The organism is Haloarcula nitratireducens (genome assembly GCF_019599505.1).
The window spans coordinates 604,556-621,211 of the sequence record NZ_RKLT01000001.1 but is presented as its reverse complement, the minus strand read 5'-3'; the positions used below and the strand labels follow the sequence as shown (position 1 = coordinate 621,211).

The 16,656-nt window shown below is 67.0% G+C and carries 16 protein-coding genes; 7 read left to right on the top strand and 9 right to left on the bottom strand.

What is annotated here, in order from left to right; genetic code table 11:
* The first annotated feature begins 98 nt into the window (after positions 1–98).
* On the top strand, positions 99–1,334 hold the full coding sequence (locus EGH23_RS03245) for an ABC transporter substrate-binding protein (protein ID WP_220578587.1): 1,236 nt from the start codon (positions 99–101) through the stop codon (positions 1,332–1,334).
* 95 nt (positions 1,335–1,429) lie between these two features.
* Here the strand turns inward: EGH23_RS03245 and EGH23_RS03240 are convergent, their stop codons facing one another.
* A complete protein-coding gene (locus EGH23_RS03240; RefSeq protein ID WP_220578586.1) occupies positions 1,430–1,591 on the bottom strand; it encodes a hypothetical protein in 162 nt (53 codons plus the stop codon).
* Positions 1,592–1,882: 291 nt separating this feature from the next.
* A complete protein-coding gene (locus EGH23_RS03235) occupies positions 1,883–2,107 on the bottom strand; it encodes a DUF7385 family protein (protein ID WP_220578585.1) in 225 nt (74 codons plus the stop codon).
* 156 nt (positions 2,108–2,263) lie between these two features.
* Here EGH23_RS03235 and cobT point away from each other — a divergent pair, with 156 nt between their 5' ends.
* From cobT to EGH23_RS03215, 4 genes are all read left to right on the top strand, one after another.
* Positions 2,264–3,292 carry a nicotinate mononucleotide-dependent phosphoribosyltransferase CobT gene (cobT, locus tag EGH23_RS03230; RefSeq protein WP_220578584.1) on the top strand — a complete coding sequence of 343 codons (1,029 nt, stop codon included), beginning with the start codon at positions 2,264–2,266 and terminating at the stop codon, positions 3,290–3,292.
* Entirely contained in the window at positions 3,289–4,584 is a 1,296-nt protein-coding gene (locus EGH23_RS03225; RefSeq protein WP_220578583.1) for a cobyrinic acid a,c-diamide synthase, read from the top strand. The genes cobT and EGH23_RS03225 overlap by 4 nt, the downstream gene beginning before the upstream one ends.
* A gap of 132 nt (positions 4,585–4,716) precedes the next feature.
* On the top strand, positions 4,717–5,526 hold the full coding sequence (gene dacZ / locus EGH23_RS03220; protein WP_220578582.1) for a diadenylate cyclase DacZ: 810 nt from the start codon (positions 4,717–4,719) through the stop codon (positions 5,524–5,526).
* A gap of 2 nt (positions 5,527–5,528) precedes the next feature.
* On the top strand, positions 5,529–6,323 hold the full coding sequence (locus tag EGH23_RS03215; RefSeq protein ID WP_220578581.1) for a mechanosensitive ion channel domain-containing protein: 795 nt from the start codon (positions 5,529–5,531) through the stop codon (positions 6,321–6,323).
* A gap of 9 nt (positions 6,324–6,332) precedes the next feature.
* Here EGH23_RS03215 and EGH23_RS03210 read toward each other — a convergent pair whose 3' ends face one another.
* From EGH23_RS03210 to purD, 4 genes are all read right to left on the bottom strand, one after another.
* The gene (locus EGH23_RS03210; RefSeq protein ID WP_220578580.1) at positions 6,333–6,908 is read right to left on the bottom strand and encodes an acyltransferase; all 576 of its coding nucleotides are present in this window, start codon (positions 6,906–6,908) and stop codon (positions 6,333–6,335) included.
* Positions 6,909–6,951: 43 nt separating this feature from the next.
* Entirely contained in the window at positions 6,952–7,152 is a 201-nt protein-coding gene (locus tag EGH23_RS03205; RefSeq protein WP_220578579.1) for a DUF7576 family protein, read from the bottom strand.
* A 342-nt stretch (positions 7,153–7,494) separates the two neighbouring features.
* Positions 7,495–10,047 (bottom strand): bacterio-opsin activator domain-containing protein, encoded by a 2,553-nt coding sequence (locus tag EGH23_RS03200; RefSeq protein ID WP_220578578.1) that lies wholly within the window; start codon positions 10,045–10,047, stop codon positions 7,495–7,497.
* 122 nt (positions 10,048–10,169) lie between these two features.
* A complete protein-coding gene (gene purD, locus EGH23_RS03195) occupies positions 10,170–11,462 on the bottom strand; it encodes a phosphoribosylamine--glycine ligase (RefSeq protein WP_220578577.1) in 1,293 nt (430 codons plus the stop codon).
* Positions 11,463–11,551: 89 nt separating this feature from the next.
* Between purD and EGH23_RS03190 the strand changes: the two genes are divergently transcribed.
* Positions 11,552–13,744, top strand: coding sequence for a thioredoxin domain-containing protein (locus tag EGH23_RS03190; protein WP_220578576.1), 2,193 nt, complete (start codon positions 11,552–11,554; stop codon positions 13,742–13,744).
* A 2-nt stretch (positions 13,745–13,746) separates the two neighbouring features.
* Here EGH23_RS03190 and EGH23_RS03185 read toward each other — a convergent pair whose 3' ends face one another.
* Positions 13,747–14,151, bottom strand: coding sequence for a YbbN family protein (locus EGH23_RS03185; protein ID WP_220578575.1), 405 nt, complete (start codon positions 14,149–14,151; stop codon positions 13,747–13,749).
* 9 nt (positions 14,152–14,160) lie between these two features.
* The gene (locus EGH23_RS03180) at positions 14,161–14,628 is read right to left on the bottom strand and encodes a DUF488 domain-containing protein (RefSeq protein WP_220578574.1); all 468 of its coding nucleotides are present in this window, start codon (positions 14,626–14,628) and stop codon (positions 14,161–14,163) included.
* Positions 14,629–14,748: 120 nt separating this feature from the next.
* On the opposite strand from EGH23_RS03180, the gene EGH23_RS03175 reads away from it, so the two are divergent.
* Positions 14,749–15,660: a PLP-dependent cysteine synthase family protein gene (locus EGH23_RS03175; protein ID WP_220579212.1), complete on the top strand. Its 912-nt coding sequence runs from the start codon at positions 14,749–14,751 to the stop codon at positions 15,658–15,660.
* A 44-nt stretch (positions 15,661–15,704) separates the two neighbouring features.
* On the opposite strand, the gene EGH23_RS03170 is transcribed toward EGH23_RS03175, so the two are convergent.
* Positions 15,705–16,466 carry a helix-turn-helix transcriptional regulator gene (locus tag EGH23_RS03170; RefSeq protein WP_220578573.1) on the bottom strand — a complete coding sequence of 254 codons (762 nt, stop codon included), beginning with the start codon at positions 16,464–16,466 and terminating at the stop codon, positions 15,705–15,707.
* Positions 16,467–16,656: the final 190 nt, after the last annotated feature.

Here is a 16,656-nt window from a genome sequence, read left to right as displayed (position 1 = left end):
AGAAAGCGACGGGGCCAGCTGATATAGCAGCCTTCGCAGCGGATTTGGCCGGCCTAAAGCTCGAAAGCTATATAAGCCGATTAGGCGAGCCTAAAACAATGGAACGCGATTCCGAGACGACGAGCGAACAGACTCGGCGGGAGTACCTGAGATACGGCGGAGCAGTGATCGTCGGTGGCCTGCTCGCCGGCTGTTCGAGCGACTCGGACGGCGGGTCGACGGCGGAAGAAGCGAGTACAGGCGGGAACACGGGGCCGACCGAAACGGCCTCGAACGCGGACACGGCGACCGACGACGGTTCGTACTCCGTGACGATGTCGCCGGTCGGGACGGTTACGTTCGAGTCGCCGCCGGAGACGGTGTTCACGCGGCTCACCCACCACGCGGACATGGCGTTCGCGCTCGGCCGCGGCGACGGCATCACCGCGATGCACGCCCCGGATTACTACGACGGACTGTGGAACCAGTACGTCGAGCGGCTCCCCGGCGTCTCCCTCGACTGGACGGGCCTGTACTCGTCGTGGAAGCCCTCGAAGGAGAAGCTGTACGAACTCGACAGCGACGTCCACCTCGCCGACCCCGCGTGGATCACGCAACTCGAGAAGTGGAGCCAGTCGGATATCCGAGAGATCGCCGAGAACATCTCGCCGTGGTTCGGGAACTCCCTCAGCGACATCCACCGGGAGCCGACCGGCGAGTGGGCCGACGACTACGAGTACTACGGGCTGTGGGAACAGTTCGAACTCGTCGCCGAGGCGTTCCGCGAGCGAGCGCGCTACGAGGAACTCGCCGCGGTAAACGAGCAGTTGCGTTCGACGATCGAAGCGGACCTCCCGCCCGAGTCCGAGCGACCGACCGCGGTCATGATCGCCGCCGCCGACATCGAGGAGATCTACACGTACACGATGAACACGCCGGGGTTCCTGACGGCGCACACTCGCCCGCTCGGCCCCCGTGACGCCTTCGAGGGAAGCGTCGAGAGCAACTCCGTGATCGACTTCGAGACGCTCCTGGAGGCCGACCCCGACGTCATCCTCCACCTCGGCGGGATGGAACCGGAGACGGACATGGCCGAACGCCGAGCGGCGTTCGAAGAGGACCCGGTCACGTCGGAGATCGCCGCCGTGAGAAACGACCGCGTCTACGCGCAAGGCGCCCGGTACCAGGGGCCGATCCTCAACCTGTTCCAGCTCGAGATGACCGCCAAGCAGCTGTACCCCGACGTCTTCGGCGAGTGGCCGACCTACGAGGAGGGACCGTATCCGGAGATTCCCGCAGCGGAGCGGCTATTCGACCGGCAGCGAGTTTCGGACGCCATTCGCGGGACCGTCTGAAGTGACGACAGTCGAACCGAGAACGAACGCGGCCGACGCCGAGCTGTGGACCGCCGCTCGTGGCCGAAAGATAGAAGCGGCTCTTTCCCGGCGTCTCAGCGGTCGTCAACGCGGAGCAGCTGGAGCGTCTCGCGGATGAGATAGTCCTTCTTGGTGGAGTCTTCGGCTTCGAGCGCCTCCGTCAGTCGCTCGCGGGCGTTCTGCTGTGCGATGCTCTCTGCGGTGACGTCGCCGGTGGGTGGTTTTGCCGATGTCATGTCGTGATCTCTCGAACGTGTATAGACGGGCTCTATGATGCGCCGTATACGGGCTCTCAGACGGAAACGGCTTCATCGCTCGGCCTGTATATTCCAGTTCTCGCGGAGCCGTATCGCCGAGATGGAACGCGCAGTGCGTTCGATTCTATGGTACGAGTTGTCACCAACTACCTAAGACGATCGTGACGGACCGTTCGAACAGAGTGGATTCGCGCGAGACGCCGGACGGACGTATCCCCGAGCCGGAACGCCATCGCTCGGCGCTCCTACCACCGAGAGGCCGTGACGGCGTTATTTGTGGGTGAACAACACGACGTTCCCGTCGTGGGTGGTCGTACACAGGTCCATCTCGAAGTCGAGGTTCAGCGAGGTGAGCTCTCGCTTGCAGACGACCATATCGTCGAACGGCTTCTCGCAGGCCGGACAGGCGACGGCGGTCGTGTTCTGGTACGATTTGATGGCGTCGTTGTCCTCGCGCGGCGTCAGCGACGAGACGAGGTCGTCGAAATCCTCCATACCCGGAGTGACGGGCGGGATCGCTTAAATCATGTGCCCAGCGCGGGTCTCCAACGAACGGAAGCGACGAGAACCGAAGTCAGCGACGGCGGTCGGCGCGAACCCCGGCCGCTCGTACCGGTGCGTTAAAGTCCGGTTGCAGTAACACAAACCAGTATGGAACATTCGGGCGACGGGAGTCGATTCGTCCTCGTCGCGGGGACGACGGAGACGGCACGGCGAGACGGTATCAGCGCCGCTGGAGCCGATCCCGAACTGATGGTCGAGACGCCCGCGGCGGACGCCGAACTGCTCGCGTACGGACGGCCGGTGCGAACGGAGCACGTCCCGGTCAGTCCCAGCGGCTGTCCGACCCCCGCGCTGGTCACGCGCGCGGTGCGGGAGCTACTGGGGTTCGAAGCGACCGTCGTCGACGGCGGGCTGGCGGAACCGACCGCCGCACCGACGGTGACGGTCGGCGCTAGTGTCGGGCGCGACATCGCGGAGCAGGACCCGGTGCCGACCGCTCACGGCGCGTTCGAGGCCGCGCGGCGGTTCGGCCGAAAGCTCCCGGCGGACGAACTGTGGCTGGCGGAGTCGATCCCCGGCGGGACGACGACGGCGCTCGGCGTCTTGCGCGCGCTGGGCGAGGACGCGATGGTCTCCTCGTCGCTCCCGGCGAACCCGACCGAACAGAAACGGGCGGTGGTCGAAGCGGCGCTCGAAGCGAGCTCGCTCGCACCGGGCGACGCCGCCGGCGATCCCAAACGGGCCGTCCGACGGACCGGCGACCCGGTACTGGCGACGCTCGCCGGACTTACTACGGGAGCCGTCGAGTCCGATACTCCCGTGACGCTCGCCGGCGGGACGCAGCAACTCGCCGTCGCGGCGCTGGTGCGCCACGGCGGCTACGAGGGGCGACTGGGACTGGCGACGACAAAGTTCGTCGCCGCCGACGAGACGGCGGACCTCCGAGCGAGCGCGGATGCGCTCTCGGTCGATCTGACCGTGACCGACCCCGGATTCGACGAGAGCGACCGCGTCGCGATGGAGCGCTTCGTCGCGGGCGAGGCCAAGGAGGGCGTCGGCATGGGCGGTGCGCTGGCGCTGGCCGACCGGGCGGGCATCTCGATGAGCGAGGTCCGCGAACGGTTCGCCGCGGTGTACGACGACCTGCTCGACGGAGGGGCCGGTGAGTCGCCGTGAAGGGTGTCGTCCTCGCGGGGACGGCCTCCGGCGTCGGCAAGACCGTGGCGACGCTGGCCGCGCTGACCGCCCTCGACGCGGCGGGCTACGACCCGCAACCGGCGAAGGCCGGGCCGGACTTCATCGACCCGAGCCACCACGAGGCCATCGCGGAAAAACCGTCGCGCTCGCTGGACCCGTGGCTGGCCGGCGAAGAGGGAATGCGACGAACCTACTGGCGCGGCGAGGGCGACGTCTGCGTCGTCGAGGGGATGATGGGCCTCTACGACGGGTCCGCTGCCTCGACGGCTCGCGTCGCGGAAGTCCTCGACCTCCCGGTGGTGCTGGTCGTCGACGCGAGCGCCGGGATGGAGAGCGTCGGCGCGACGGCGCTCGGGTTTCAGGCGTACGCGGACCGCATCGGCCGAGACGTGGACGTGGTCGGCGTCCTCGCCCAGCGCGCCCACGGCGGGCGGCACGCCGAGGGTATCCGTGAGGCACTTCCCGACGAACTGGCGTATATGGGACGGATTCCGCCGACCGCCGATCTCGAAATTCCGGAGCGACATCTCGGCCTCCACATGGGCGAGGAATCACCCGTCGACGGGGACGCGCTCGCGGCAGCGGCGGCACACGTCGACGCCGATGGGCTCGTAGACGCGGCCCGCGAACCGTCGACGGCGTCGCCGTCCCCGTCGAAACCGACAGGAAATCGAATCGCAGTCGCCCGCGACGCCGCCTTCTGTTTCGTCTATCCGAGCACCGTCGAACGCCTCCGTGAACTGGGCGAGGTGACTTCGTTCTCGCCGCTCGCCGGCGACTCGATTCCCGACGCGGACGCCGTCTACCTGCCCGGCGGCTACCCGGAACTGCACGCCGCGGAGTTGGCGGAGTCACCGACGCTCGACGAGATCGGGGAGCGGGCGGCGGAGGGACTCCCCATCTACGGCGAGTGCGGCGGGCTGATGGCGCTCTCGGAGTCGCTCACGACTACAGAGGAGGATACCTACGAGATGGCGGGCGTGTTGCCCGCGACCGTCGAGATGCGCGAGCGCTATCAGGCGCTCGACCACGTCGAACTGACCGCGAGGCGGACGACGCCGGTCGCCGAGGAGGGAACGACCCGCCGCGGCCACGAGTTTCACTACTCCGCGGCCACCGTCGAATCGGACGCGAGGTTCGCCTTCGACGTCGAACGCGGGACCGGCATCGACGGCGACCGCGACGGTCTCACGGAGTACGCCACCGTCGGGACGTACTGTCACGCTCACGCGGCCAGCGGTGCCTTCGATCGGTTGCTGACCGGTCGTTGAGCGACTGCCCGACCGACCGCGGGCCGACCAGCGGCCAACCGAGCGCTCGGCGACCCGGACCGTCTGACAGGAGACAGACGGTCGGCAGACCGCCCATAAACTTTTTTCCTGTCTGCCATCGTGATACGTACAATGAACGAGTTGCGCGACCTGCTCGCCGACGTGGTCGCAGACGCCGATGCCGTCTCGCTGTTCTCTCCGAACGCCGCCGCCTTCGAGCGGTTCGAGGACGCGGATCTCCCCGTCGTCGTCGTCGGCCCGGAGAACGCCGTGGACGCGGAGAAATTCGTCGAACTGCCGATAGACTTCATCGACCTCGAAGGCAGGATTCGCTTCGGTATCGAGGGGGCGCTCGAAAAGGAGTTCTTCGAGGAGGGCGACGAAGTCGTCTGCGTGGCCGACTTCCTGGGCGGGGTCGGGAACACCGTCGCCCGAATCGAGACCAGCGACTTCTCGCCGTCGGGCGTCTACGACCTGTTCGTCAACTCCCGGGCCGAGCCCGGCGTCGTCCGCGACGTCTTCGAGGTGGCCATCGAACTCGGGAAGAAGGGCCAGAAGGGCAAACCGGTCGGCGCGCTGTTCGTCGTCGGCGACGCCGGCAAGGTGATGAACAAGTCCCGGCCGCTCTCGTACAACCCCTTCGAGAAGTCCCACGTCCACGTCGGCGACCCCATCGTCAACGTCATGCTGAAGGAGTTCTCGCGGCTGGACGGCGCGTTCGTCATCTCCGACGCCGGGAAGATCGTCTCCGCGTATCGCTACCTCGAACCCTCGGCCGAAGGGGTGGACATCCCGAAGGGATTGGGTGCGAGACACATGGCCGGTGGGGCCATCTCTCGGGACACGAACGCGACCGCGATCGTCCTCTCGGAGAGCGACGGGCTCGTACGGGCGTTCAAGGGCGGGGAGATCGTCCTCGAAATCGACCCCGAGGAGTACTGACGATGCAACTGGGATTCGACTGGCCGGACCTCATCCGGACGCTGTTCTCGCCGGAGAACGCCGTGTTGCTCTCGATCATCGTCCTCTTCGTCGGCCTGGTGCTCGGCGTGCTGGTCTGGCGGGCCTCGCGACAGTTCATGCGGGAACTGGGCGTTCCCGAAGCCGTCGAGGGCACCCCGTTCGAGCGGACCGCTCGGGGTCTGGGTACGTCCACGGTCGGCATCGTCTCGAACCTCACGGCGCTGTTCGTCTACATCATCACCGTCACGGTGGCGCTGAACATCGCCCAACTGGGCAATCCGGAGGCGTACTGGACGCAGTTCACCGACTTCCTCCCGGACCTCTTCATCGCCGCCTTCGCGCTCATCATCGGTCTCATCGCCGGCGACAAGGCGCGGCTCGTCGTCTCGGAACGCCTCCGAAGCGTGAAGCTCCCCGAGGCGACGCTCGTGCCGGAACTCGTCAAGTACAGCATCTTCTACCTGGCCGTCCTCATCGCGCTCGGTCAGCTGGGCGTCGATACGATGGCGCTGCTCATCCTGCTGGCGGCGTACTCCTTCGGGCTCGTCTTCATCACCGGGCTGGCGCTGAAAGACCTGCTGGCCGCGAGCGCCGCCGGGCTCTACCTCCTGCTTTCGGAACCGTACAGCATCGGCGACGAGGTCGTCATCGGCGACCGACAGGGGATCGTCCAGGAGGTCGATATGTTCGTCACGCACGTCGAGAGCGAGGGGAAAGAGCACATCATCCCGAACCAGTTGGTCATTCGGTCGGGTATCGTCCGCGTGCGGAACTAGCCGTCGGCGCTACCCGTCGGCGTCGTCGCCCCGTTCTATCGGTTCCGCCGGGACGCCGGCGACGGTCGTCTCCGGCGGGACGTCGTCCGTGACGAGGGAGTTCGCGGCCACCTGCGCGTCCGCGCCGATCGTCACGCCCGGGAGGACGACCGCGCCCGCGCCGATCATCGCCCGTTCGCCGACGACGACTTCGCCGGTCCGATACTCCGTCTGGAGGAACTCGTGACAGAGCAGCGTCGCGTCGTAGCCGACGATGGCGTCGTCTCCGACGGTGATGAGTTCCGGCCAGAAGACGTCCGGCGTCGATTCGAGGCCCCACGCGACGCCGGTGCCGACGGTGACGCCGAGGCGACGCAACAGCCAGTTCTTGAGTTGCAGGCTCGGCGAGACGCGACAGAGGAGGATGACGGCGTAGTTGACCGTCACGCGCAGCGGGTGTTTCGCGTCGGGCCACGAGAACAGGGAGTTGCGTGGACCGGGAGTCGGATGACGGTCGAGGTCGTCGTGTCGTTGGCCGCTCACGGGAACCGATAGCGGGCCGGAGGTAATCAAACCACTCGGACCGTGGCGGCGGTGCCACACCATCCGTGTCTCGAAAGCAGTACGGCCGCCGTCGTCGGCAGGCGATTCAGTCCCGTTGGAACGTCGCTTTGCAGTCCTCGCCACAGAAGAGGTAGACGGTGACGCCGTCCTCCATCGTCGCCACCGTCGGCGTTCGCTCTCTGGGGTCGAGTTCGCCGTCGCACGCCGCACAGATCGTCACGACGTCGCCGTCCCCCGTGTCGCCGAGCGAGGCCTCGGCGATCGTTTCGTCTACGTGTGGAACCATCACGTTCTCCCGAGCGTGCCGTCACAGACGTCGATACGCTCCGGCCGTCGCGGTCCGTCGGCTGTGGATGCCACCACGAGGTCCCCCACCCTCTGACTGCGAGCGCGACTGGTGGCTCGTGACCCCGCCCCCACCGTCCGAGTCTGCGTCCGTTCGCTCATACACTGATCCTGCCATCTACGGGTACATCTTCCATCGTCATGTCGCTGGTCCGTATACTCGTACGCTTAGCGGAGACGCCCTCCGAATATTGATGCGCACCCGGTAGGTGGGTTCGCGCGGCGAAGAACCCGGTTCGTCGGACCGCTCGGACGAAACCGATGCTCGGACGACGCCGTCGACTCACGGTTCCCGCTCGGTCGCCGGCTGGTCGCCGAAGACGATGTCGAAGAGCTTGCCCTCCCCCTTCCGAATGTGCCGGCTCACGGTCGGTTGGGAGATGCCGAGGATCTCCGCGATATCGCTGCCGGAGCTATCCCGCGGGAAGTTAAAGAACCCGGCGTGGTAGGCGGTTCGCAGCACCTCCTCTTCGCGGTCGGTCAACTGCTCCAGGTAGATGGCCTCGAACTCCTCTTCGGTGAGGACCGGTCGGTCGAGCTCTCGTCTGGCGGTCAGTTCCGCGTCGTACCGACTCAGGAACATCTCTAAGAACGCCTTGATGTCGCCCGAACTGGGGAGTTCGACCAGCAGCTCCGCGCCGTCCGGCGTCGAGGTGAGCGCGGTCGGGTGCGCCCCGGCCCCGAGTAACGTCGCGAAGAAACTCGTCTCGTTGAGCGTCGCCTCGTAGAAGTAGCCGCTCTCGCGCTCCGCGATCAGCCGAATGTCCCTGATCTCCGTCGAGCGGTCGGCGAACGCTCGGATGGCGTCGGGGCTGCTGCCGTCGATGGTGAAGAAGGCCCGCAGCGTCCCGTCGGTCTGATTGACCAGCGCCTCGAACTCGAACCGACTGCCGGTTTCTCGCGTGAACTCGATCGCCGCGATGTCGGGGTCGGTCACCCGGAACTCCAGTTCGACGGCCGTCTCGCTCACGAGCATCTTCTTCCGTTCGAGGGCGTTGATCGCGTAGCCGATCATCCGCCCCAGCTCCGCCAGCACGGTCTCCTCTAACTCGTCGAAGATTTCGGGAGTCTCCGCGTACAGGTTCAACACGCCGTAGAGGATCTCGTCGTGGACGAGAGGCACGGAGATACTCGCGCGATAGCCGCGCTGGAGGGCGGCTTGCCGCCACGGCTCGAAGGGCGGGTCGCTGTGGAGGTTGTTCTGGACCTGCGATTCGTGCGTCTTGACGGCTCGTCCCGTCGGTCCCTTCGCCGACGACGATTCGTCGGCCGTGATCTCGATGTCGTCCAGATAGCCCTTCTCGGTGCCGGCGGACGTTCGGGGCACGACGCGTCCGCCGACCGTCTCCTGTTCGCCGATCCACGCGAAGCGGTAGGACTCGGCGTTCGCCAGCTTCGTACACACCGTCTGCTCTATCTCTTCGCGAGTGGTCGCCTCGGTCAGCACCTGCGTGATATCGCGGATGACCGAGTTGAGACGGTTGACCCGGTCTAACGTCTCCGTGCGCGCTTCGAGTTCCGCGGTTCGCTCTCGCAGTTGCTCCTCGCGTTCGACCCGATCGAGGGCCGCCCGGACGTTCGCCACGAACAGCGTCACGAGCGTGATCTCGTGCTGGGAGAACGTCCTCGGCTCCGTCGCGCCGCTCACGAACACGCCGTAACTCCCGATGGGAAAGAGGACGACGCTCTGGAGCGGCGTCTCCGACGCGGAGAGGTCCGACGCCGCCGAAACGTCCGGGATCACCCGCCGCTCCTGTTCGAGGTAGACCTCCCACGGGAGGTCACGGTCCGAGGCGAACAGGTCCGTCTCGTCGGTGAGCGCGTCGGCGGCGACCGTCCGGGCCATCGGCTGGAGCGTCCCGGTCTGTTCGTCGTAGTACGCGATCGTGGAAATCGGCAGACCGAGCGTGTCCTGTGCGGTTCGAACCGCGATGTTACAGGCCTCCTCGACCGTCTCGGCCGCCGAGAGGGCCTGTGCTCCCTCGTTCAACTGCCGCAGCCGCTGCTCCCGTCGCTTCTGTTCGCTGATATCTCTGATGATGCCGGTGAAGAACCGCTCGCCCTCGTGGGTGATCTCGCTGAACGAGATACTGAGAGCCACCTCGGTGCCGTCGCTGTGTTGGCCCGGGAGTTCGACGTTGTCCCAGTCGAGTCGGCGCTCGCCGGTGTCGAGGTACCGCTGGAAGCCCGCGTCGTGCTGCGAAGCGAGTCGGTCGCTCATCAGGACGGTCAGCGATTCGCCGAGCAGTTCCGACGGCGCGTATCCCAAGATGTCCTCTATCGCCGGGTTCACGAAGCGAATCGTGCTGTCGGTGTCGATGGTGATGATGCCGTCGTTGGCGATTCGAGCGACCGCTTCGAGCAGTTGCGCCGGGTCCTGTAGGTCCGACTCGGGCGAGGGCTCTTCGTCGGTCGTCGCGTCGACTCTCGTCTCCGGCGTCGAGGACCGAGCCGTCTCGAGACGGGCGCGGAGTCGGTGGGCCAGCGTCGACTCGTCGGCCGGTGCCACGGAGAGCGGGACGACTTCGTCGATGCCGACTGCCGACGCCTCTCGGAGCAGGTCGGTCGTGACCTCGTTCGCGAGGAGTATCGTCTGCATTTCGGGGGTCCGCTCGGCAACGGCGGCGAGAAACGAGAGTCCGTCCGCCGTCTGAAGGTCCTCGCGGGCGAGGAGAACGTCGTACCCGGTCGTCTCGAGCAGTTCGGCGGCGTCGTCAGTAGTCTCTGCCACGTCGACGTTCGCCGCGGACGGCACGTCCCGCAACGCCTCGACGTGGACCGACGACTCCGCCGAGTCTCGATCGACGAGCAAGATGTGGAGTGGAGATGGAGACATAGTATCTCGACCGGCGTGTCACTGGCTACCTCCATATTGGGCAGGACAACTCAAAAATCAGGGGGACAGACGTAATCTTTCTAATAATTCGTGATACCGAGAGAATTCGAACCGGTCCGCCGTCAGTCGCCGCGGATCTCCTCCATGTGGTCGACCCGCTGCTGGACGAGGTCGGGCTTGCCGATGTCGTGGCGCACCCGCAAGCCCTCGGTTCCGGCCCGTTCGAGGGCACCTTCGGCGATCTCCTCGGCGTCCGTGATGGAGTCTGCGACGCCGACGACGGCGTAGGACCGAGACGTCGTCGTGTAGATGCCGTCCTCTCGCTGGTCGACGCTGGCGTAGTACAGGATCGCTTCGCCGGCGCTGCTCTCGTCGATCGTGACTTTCGCCCCCGATTCGGGGTCGGTGGGATAGCCGTCGGGGACGGCGTACTTACAGACGGTGGCCTTCGGTCGGAAAGACAACTGCGGGAGCGACACGTCGTCGCGGGCGGCCGTCAGCACGTCGAGGAAGTCCGTGTTCAACACCGGCAGCGTGTTCATCGCCTCGGGGTCGCCGAAGCGGGCGTTGAACTCCACGACGCGGGGACCGGTCTCGGTCAGCATGAACTGGCCGTAGAGGACGCCCTTGTACCCGTCGAGTGCCTCGACGGTGGCCTTGAGCACGTCGACGGCGTCGCCGTAGTCCTCCTCGGTCATGAACGGCAGTTCGAGGGTCGAATCGGAGTAACTGCCCATCCCGCCGGTGTTCGGTCCCTCGTCGCCCTCGTAGGCGCGCTTGTGGTCCTGCACCGCCGGCGTCACGCGGAGGTCGCCGTTGGCGACGAACGCCTGCACCGTGAACTCCTCGCCGACGAGGCGCTCTTCGAGCACCACGCGGTCGTAGTCCGAATCCCGGAGGTACTCCTTCGCTTCCTCGGCGGTGCACTGATCACCGATGACGCGGACGCCCTTGCCGCCGGTCAGCCCCGCCGGCTTGACCGCGAGGTCGCCGTCGTACTCGTCGATGTAGTCGCAGGCGGCCTCCATGTCCTCGAAGGTCTCGAAGTCCGGACAGCCGGGGATGTCGTGCTCGCGCATGAAGCGGCGCTGGAAGGCCTTGTCCGTCTCGATGCGGGCCTCCTGTTCCCGCGGCCCGAAGGCGTAGATGCCCGCGTCGTCCAGCGCGTCGGCGACGCCCGCCGCGAGCGGTGCCTCGGGACCGACGACGGCCAGCGTCGCGTCCACCTCGCGGGCGTAGGTCGTGACGGCCTTCGGGTTCGTGGCGTCGAGCGTCTCGAAGCCCTCGGCCAGCGAAGCGATGCCGGGATTCTTGTTCCCGGCACAGGCGTACAGGTCCGCGTCGGAGTCGGCGAGTGCGCGGGCGACGGCGTGTTCGCGGCCGCCACCGCCCACCAGCAGCACAGTCTCGGTCATACCCGAACGCCGGATGGGCGTCACCGTAAGTATTGCTCTCTCGCGCTGCGGACGCACTTCTTTTCCCGCCGGCCGACCGAGTGTCGAGTATGAGCGACAGCGCGGACCCGACGGCCCGAAACCGTCTCGACGAGGAGGAGAGTCCGTACCTCCGACAGCACGCCGACAACCCGGTGAACTGGCAGCCGTGGGACGAGCAGGCGCTCGAAGCCGCGAAGGAGCGCGACGTGCCCATCTTCCTCTCGATCGGCTACGCGGCCTGTCACTGGTGTCACGTCATGGAGGAGGAGAGCTTTCAGGACGAGGCCGTCGCGGAGACGCTGAACGAGAACTTCGTCCCCGTGAAGGTCGATCGGGAGGAACGCCCCGACGTCGATTCGGTGTACATGAGCATCTGCCAGCAGGTGACCGGTCGGGGCGGGTGGCCGCTGTCGGCGTGGCTCACGCCCGAGGGCAAGCCGTTCTACGTCGGGACGTACTTCCCGCCCGAGGAGAAGCGCGGGATGCCCGGCTTCCGGGACTTACTGCGTGACCTCTCGAACTCGTGGGCCGACCCCGACCAGCGCGAGGAGATGGAGAACCGCGCCGAGCAGTGGACCGACGCCATCGAGAGCGACTTGGAAGCGACGAGCGGGCAGCCCGGCGACCCCGACGAGGACATCGTTCAGACGGCGGCCACCGTCGCCCACCGCGGCGCGGACCGGGACAACGGCGGGTGGGGGTCTGGCGGCCCGAAGTTCCCGCAGACCGGCCGCATCCACGCGCTCTTGCGCGCCTCGGCGGACAACGAAGCCCGGAGCGCCTCGGACGACTCTATCGACGGCGGCGGGACGCGAGAGGGCACGGACGGCGACTACCTCGCCGTCGTCGAGGAGACGCTGAACGCGATGGCCGACCGGGGACTGTACGACCACGTCGGCGGCGGCTTCCACCGCTACTCGACGGACCCCCAGTGGGGGGTGCCCCACTTCGAGAAGATGCTGTACGACAACGCCGAGATCCCGCGGGCCGTCCTCGCCGGCTATCAGGCTCTCGGCAACGAGCGGTACGCCTCGGTCGTCAGAGAGACGTTCGAGTTCGTCCAGCGCGAACTCCAGCACGAGGACGGCGGGTTCTTCAGCACGCTGGACGCGGTGAGTCGCCCTCCCAGCGACCCCGACGGGGAGACCGAAGAGGGGGCGTTCTACGTCTGGACGCCCGAGCAGGTCCGCGACGCCGTGGACGACGAGGCGGCCGCCGAGATATTCTGCGAGTACTACGGCGTCACCGACCGCGGCAACTTCGAGGGGAAGACGGTGCTGGGCGTGCGGAAACCGCTGCACGCCATCGCCGAGGAGCGCGACCTGACGGAGGAGGAGGCGACCGAGAAGCTACAGCGCGCGCTCGACGCGGCGTTCGCCGCCCGCGAGGAGCGACCGCGACCGGCCCGCGACGAGAAGATCCTGGCCGGCTGGAACGGCCTGATGATCTCGACGCTGGCCGAGGGGGCGATCGTCCTCGACGACGAGTACGCCGAGGTAGCGGCAGATGCACTGGAATTCGTCCGCGAACGCCTCTGGGACGCCGACGAGGGGCGGCTCTCGCGCCGGTACAAGGACGGCGACGTAGCCATCGACGGCTACCTCGAAGACTACGCGTTCCTCGCTCGCGGCGCGCTGAACCTCTTCGAGGCGACGGGCGACGTGGCTCACCTCGACTTCGCGATGGACCTCGCCGACGCTATCACCGAGGCGTTCTGGGACGACGAGGCGGAGACGCTCTACTTCACGCCGACCGGCGGCGAGTCGCTCGTCGCCCGCCCGCAGGAACTCACCGACCAGTCCACGCCGTCGAGTACCGGCGTCGCCGTCTCCTTACTGCTCTCGCTGTCGCACTTCCGAGACGACGACCGCTTCGGCGACGTGGCGGAGAAAGTCGTCCGCACGCACGCCGACCGCATCTCCTCGAACCCGCTCGAACACGCGTCGCTGACGCTCGCGACCGACGAGTACGAACAGGGGGCGCTCGAACTCACGCTGGTCTGTGACCCGAGCGACCCGCCCGCGGAGTGGGCGGAGTCGCTCGCCTCGACCTACGTACCGCGTCGCCTCCTCGCGTGGCGACCCGCCGACGCCGAGTCGCTCGACGCGTGGCTGACGACGCTCGAACTGAACGACGAGCCGCCCATCTGGGCCGGCCGCGACGCCGCCGACGGCGACCCGACGGTGTACGCCTGTCGGAACTTCGCCTGCTCGCCGCCGAAACACGACCTCGGCGCGGCGCTTCAGTGGGGCCGGACGTAGAACTATTCCTCTATCTCGTCGGTCTCTTCGAACTGGTCCGCGAGGTGGACCGCGATGGGGACCGGTTCCTCCTCGACGAATCGGGCGATCTCCTCGCCTTCGTGTTCGACGACGACGGTCGGAATCAACTCGATCTGGTAGGCGTCGACCTTCGGTCCGGTCTTGGACCCGTCGTCTTCCTTCTCGACGGGGTAGTGGTGAATCCGCTCCTCGGGGACGTCCGCCGCGTCCAGCGCCGCCCCGAAGTCCGGAAGCTGCGCCCGGCAGTCCTTACACCAGTCGCCGCCCCAGATCAGGTAGTCGAACTCCTCCCTGTGCTTGCGAAGCGCGTCTACGGTGTCGTCGTAGGCGTCTTCGACCCATACCGGATTCGGTTCGAGTGTCTCGAGTGTCCCGCTCTCGCTCATGGCGAAGAATTACGGCGGCGAGTGGCTTGAATCTCCCGACTCCCGAACTTCGCCGATCCGGGAACGCAGTCGGTCGCGGAGGATGGTGCGATGACAGCGTTTGTCGTTTCCCTCGAAGCAGACGAGAGCGACGGATTCGCCGTCGAGAACCCGCTCAGCGATGGAATCGAGCGCCCGCTGTGCGGCCTCGCTCCCGTCGAGGTGCGCCCGATACCGGTCGGCGAAATCCGTCTCGTCCCAGGCCGCGTTGTGTGCGCCCTCGTCGCACAGACCTTGCATCTTCAGGTCCTCGGTGCGCTGTTTCGCCTCGGCGAGGAGGTCGCTCGGCGGGCCGAGTTCGGGGACGTTCTCGTCGACCGCGGCGTGGAACCAGCCCGTCGGCTCGCGGACGACGCCGACCAGCGTCTCCTCGCCCGAGAGGTCGGCCAGACCGTGCTGAACGGCCGCGACGTAGGTCTCGCTGACGCTCGCGCTCATGTCCGGGTAGTGGCACAGCCAGCGGAAAAGCCTGCCGGGACCCCCGATTCCCAGAGAGGATTCGTGACTCCACTAGGCGTTTAAGCGGTGACGGCGTATCCCGGCTCAATGCACGAATCTCTGCACGACTCCATCCTCGGTGCGATCGGGTCGCCGCTGGTGTCGGTCACCGCGCCGGAAGGCGCGACGGTCGCGGCGAAAGTCGAGTCGTTCAACCCGGGCGGGTCCGCGAAGGACCGCCCGGCGAAGTTCATGATCGAGGCCGCCGAGCGAGACGGGGACCTCGAACGCGGCGACACGCTGGTCGAACCGACCAGCGGCAACACCGGCATCGGGATGGCGATGGTCGGCGCGGCGAAGGGGTACGACGTCGTCCTCGTGATGCCGTCCTCGAAGTCGCCCGAGCGCCGCGAGATCATGCGGGCCTACGGAGCCGACATCGAACTCGTCGACGGCGACATCTCCGCCGCGAAGGAGCGGGCCGACGAACTCACCGACGAGAGCGGCTACGTCCAGCTGCGGCAGTTCGAGAACGCGGGCAACCCGCAGGCCCACTACGAGACGACGGGTCCCGAAGTTCTCGAACAGGTCGGCGACCGCACCGTCGACGCCCTCGTCGCCGGCGTCGGCACCGGCGGCACGATCACGGGCACCGGCCGCCGCCTCCGAGAGGAGTTCCCCGACGTCGACGTCGTCGCGGTCGAACCCGAGGAGAACGCCGTCCTCTCGGGGATGGAACCCGGGACCGGTGAGGACAGCTTTCAGGGGATGGGTCCGGGATTCGTCAGCGACAACCTCGACGTCGACCTACTGGACGACGTGAAGACGGTCACGCTCGACGACGCCGAAGAGGAGTGCCGGCGTCTCGCCCGCGAGGAGGGCATCCTCGTCGGGCAGTCCTCGGGAGCGTCGAACCTCGCCGCGCGCGAGAAGGCCGCCGAACTGCTGGACGCGGGCGTCGAGGACCCGCTGGTCGTCACCGTCTTCTGGGACAGCGGCGAGCGCTACATGTCCACCGGCATCTTCGACTGACGGCCCGTTCGCTCGACGACCCGTCCGATTGACGGCCCGCCGATCTACTCGAGCGGTCGCGCGTCGTCCTTGAACGCCTCGTAGCGGGCCTTCGCCCACTCGTTCATCGCGTCGGTGTCGTTGTTGACGACGCCGCGGACGCCGTCGTCGGTGTGGACGATGAGGCCGCTCACCGTCTCGTCGGGTTTCTCCGCGATCCAGACGATGTAGGGGATCTCTCGGTCCGTGACGTGGATAGCGAGGTTGTCGGCACCGGCGAACCGCTCGAAGGCGTCGGAGTACTCCGTCGAGAACACCTCGATCGCTTCCTCGGTCAGCACCAGCTCCGTCTCGTCGCCGTCCTCGACGAGTTCGCCGATCTCCTCGATGTAGTGCGGGAGGACCGCCGGACCGGTCCCGTAGAGCGTCGTCGCACCGTCGCCGAGGTTGGTCGCCGCCCGGAGGGGTGCCTGCGGTGCCGCCATCGACGACTCGACGATCTCGGCGTCGTCGAGTATCTCGGGGTCTACTTCGACGCCCGACGGTAGCTCCGCGAGCACCGGCTGTGCGCGGGAGAGCGAATCGAGGCGAGAGAGGAACCGCTCGTAGGCGGCCAGCGCCTCACCGCCCGCGAAGGTCGTCACGTACCGGCTACCCGTGCGTTCGACGAACGAATGCTCGATGAGCGACTCGATCGCCCGGTCGACCGTCGACCGCGACGTGTCGAGTTCCTCGACGAGTTCCGGTTTCGAGAGCGGCGTCGAGAGCGCGGCGAGGACGTCGCGTCGCTTCGCGACCACGTCGGCGGCGTCCGGAACTGAAACCATGGCCGATGATATGTCTGAACGTTGAAAAGCGTTCTTTTAGAACCGGCACACCGGAGGCGGACGCTCACTCTCCGGGAGTTTTCCCGGGAGGTTGGTATATCTCGGATGGAAATGCTGAGTGTAGGTGTGGGCTCGCCACTGCCCGGTGGTGAGTGCCCACCGGAGTGTCCACTCGGTCGCGAGACCGTGC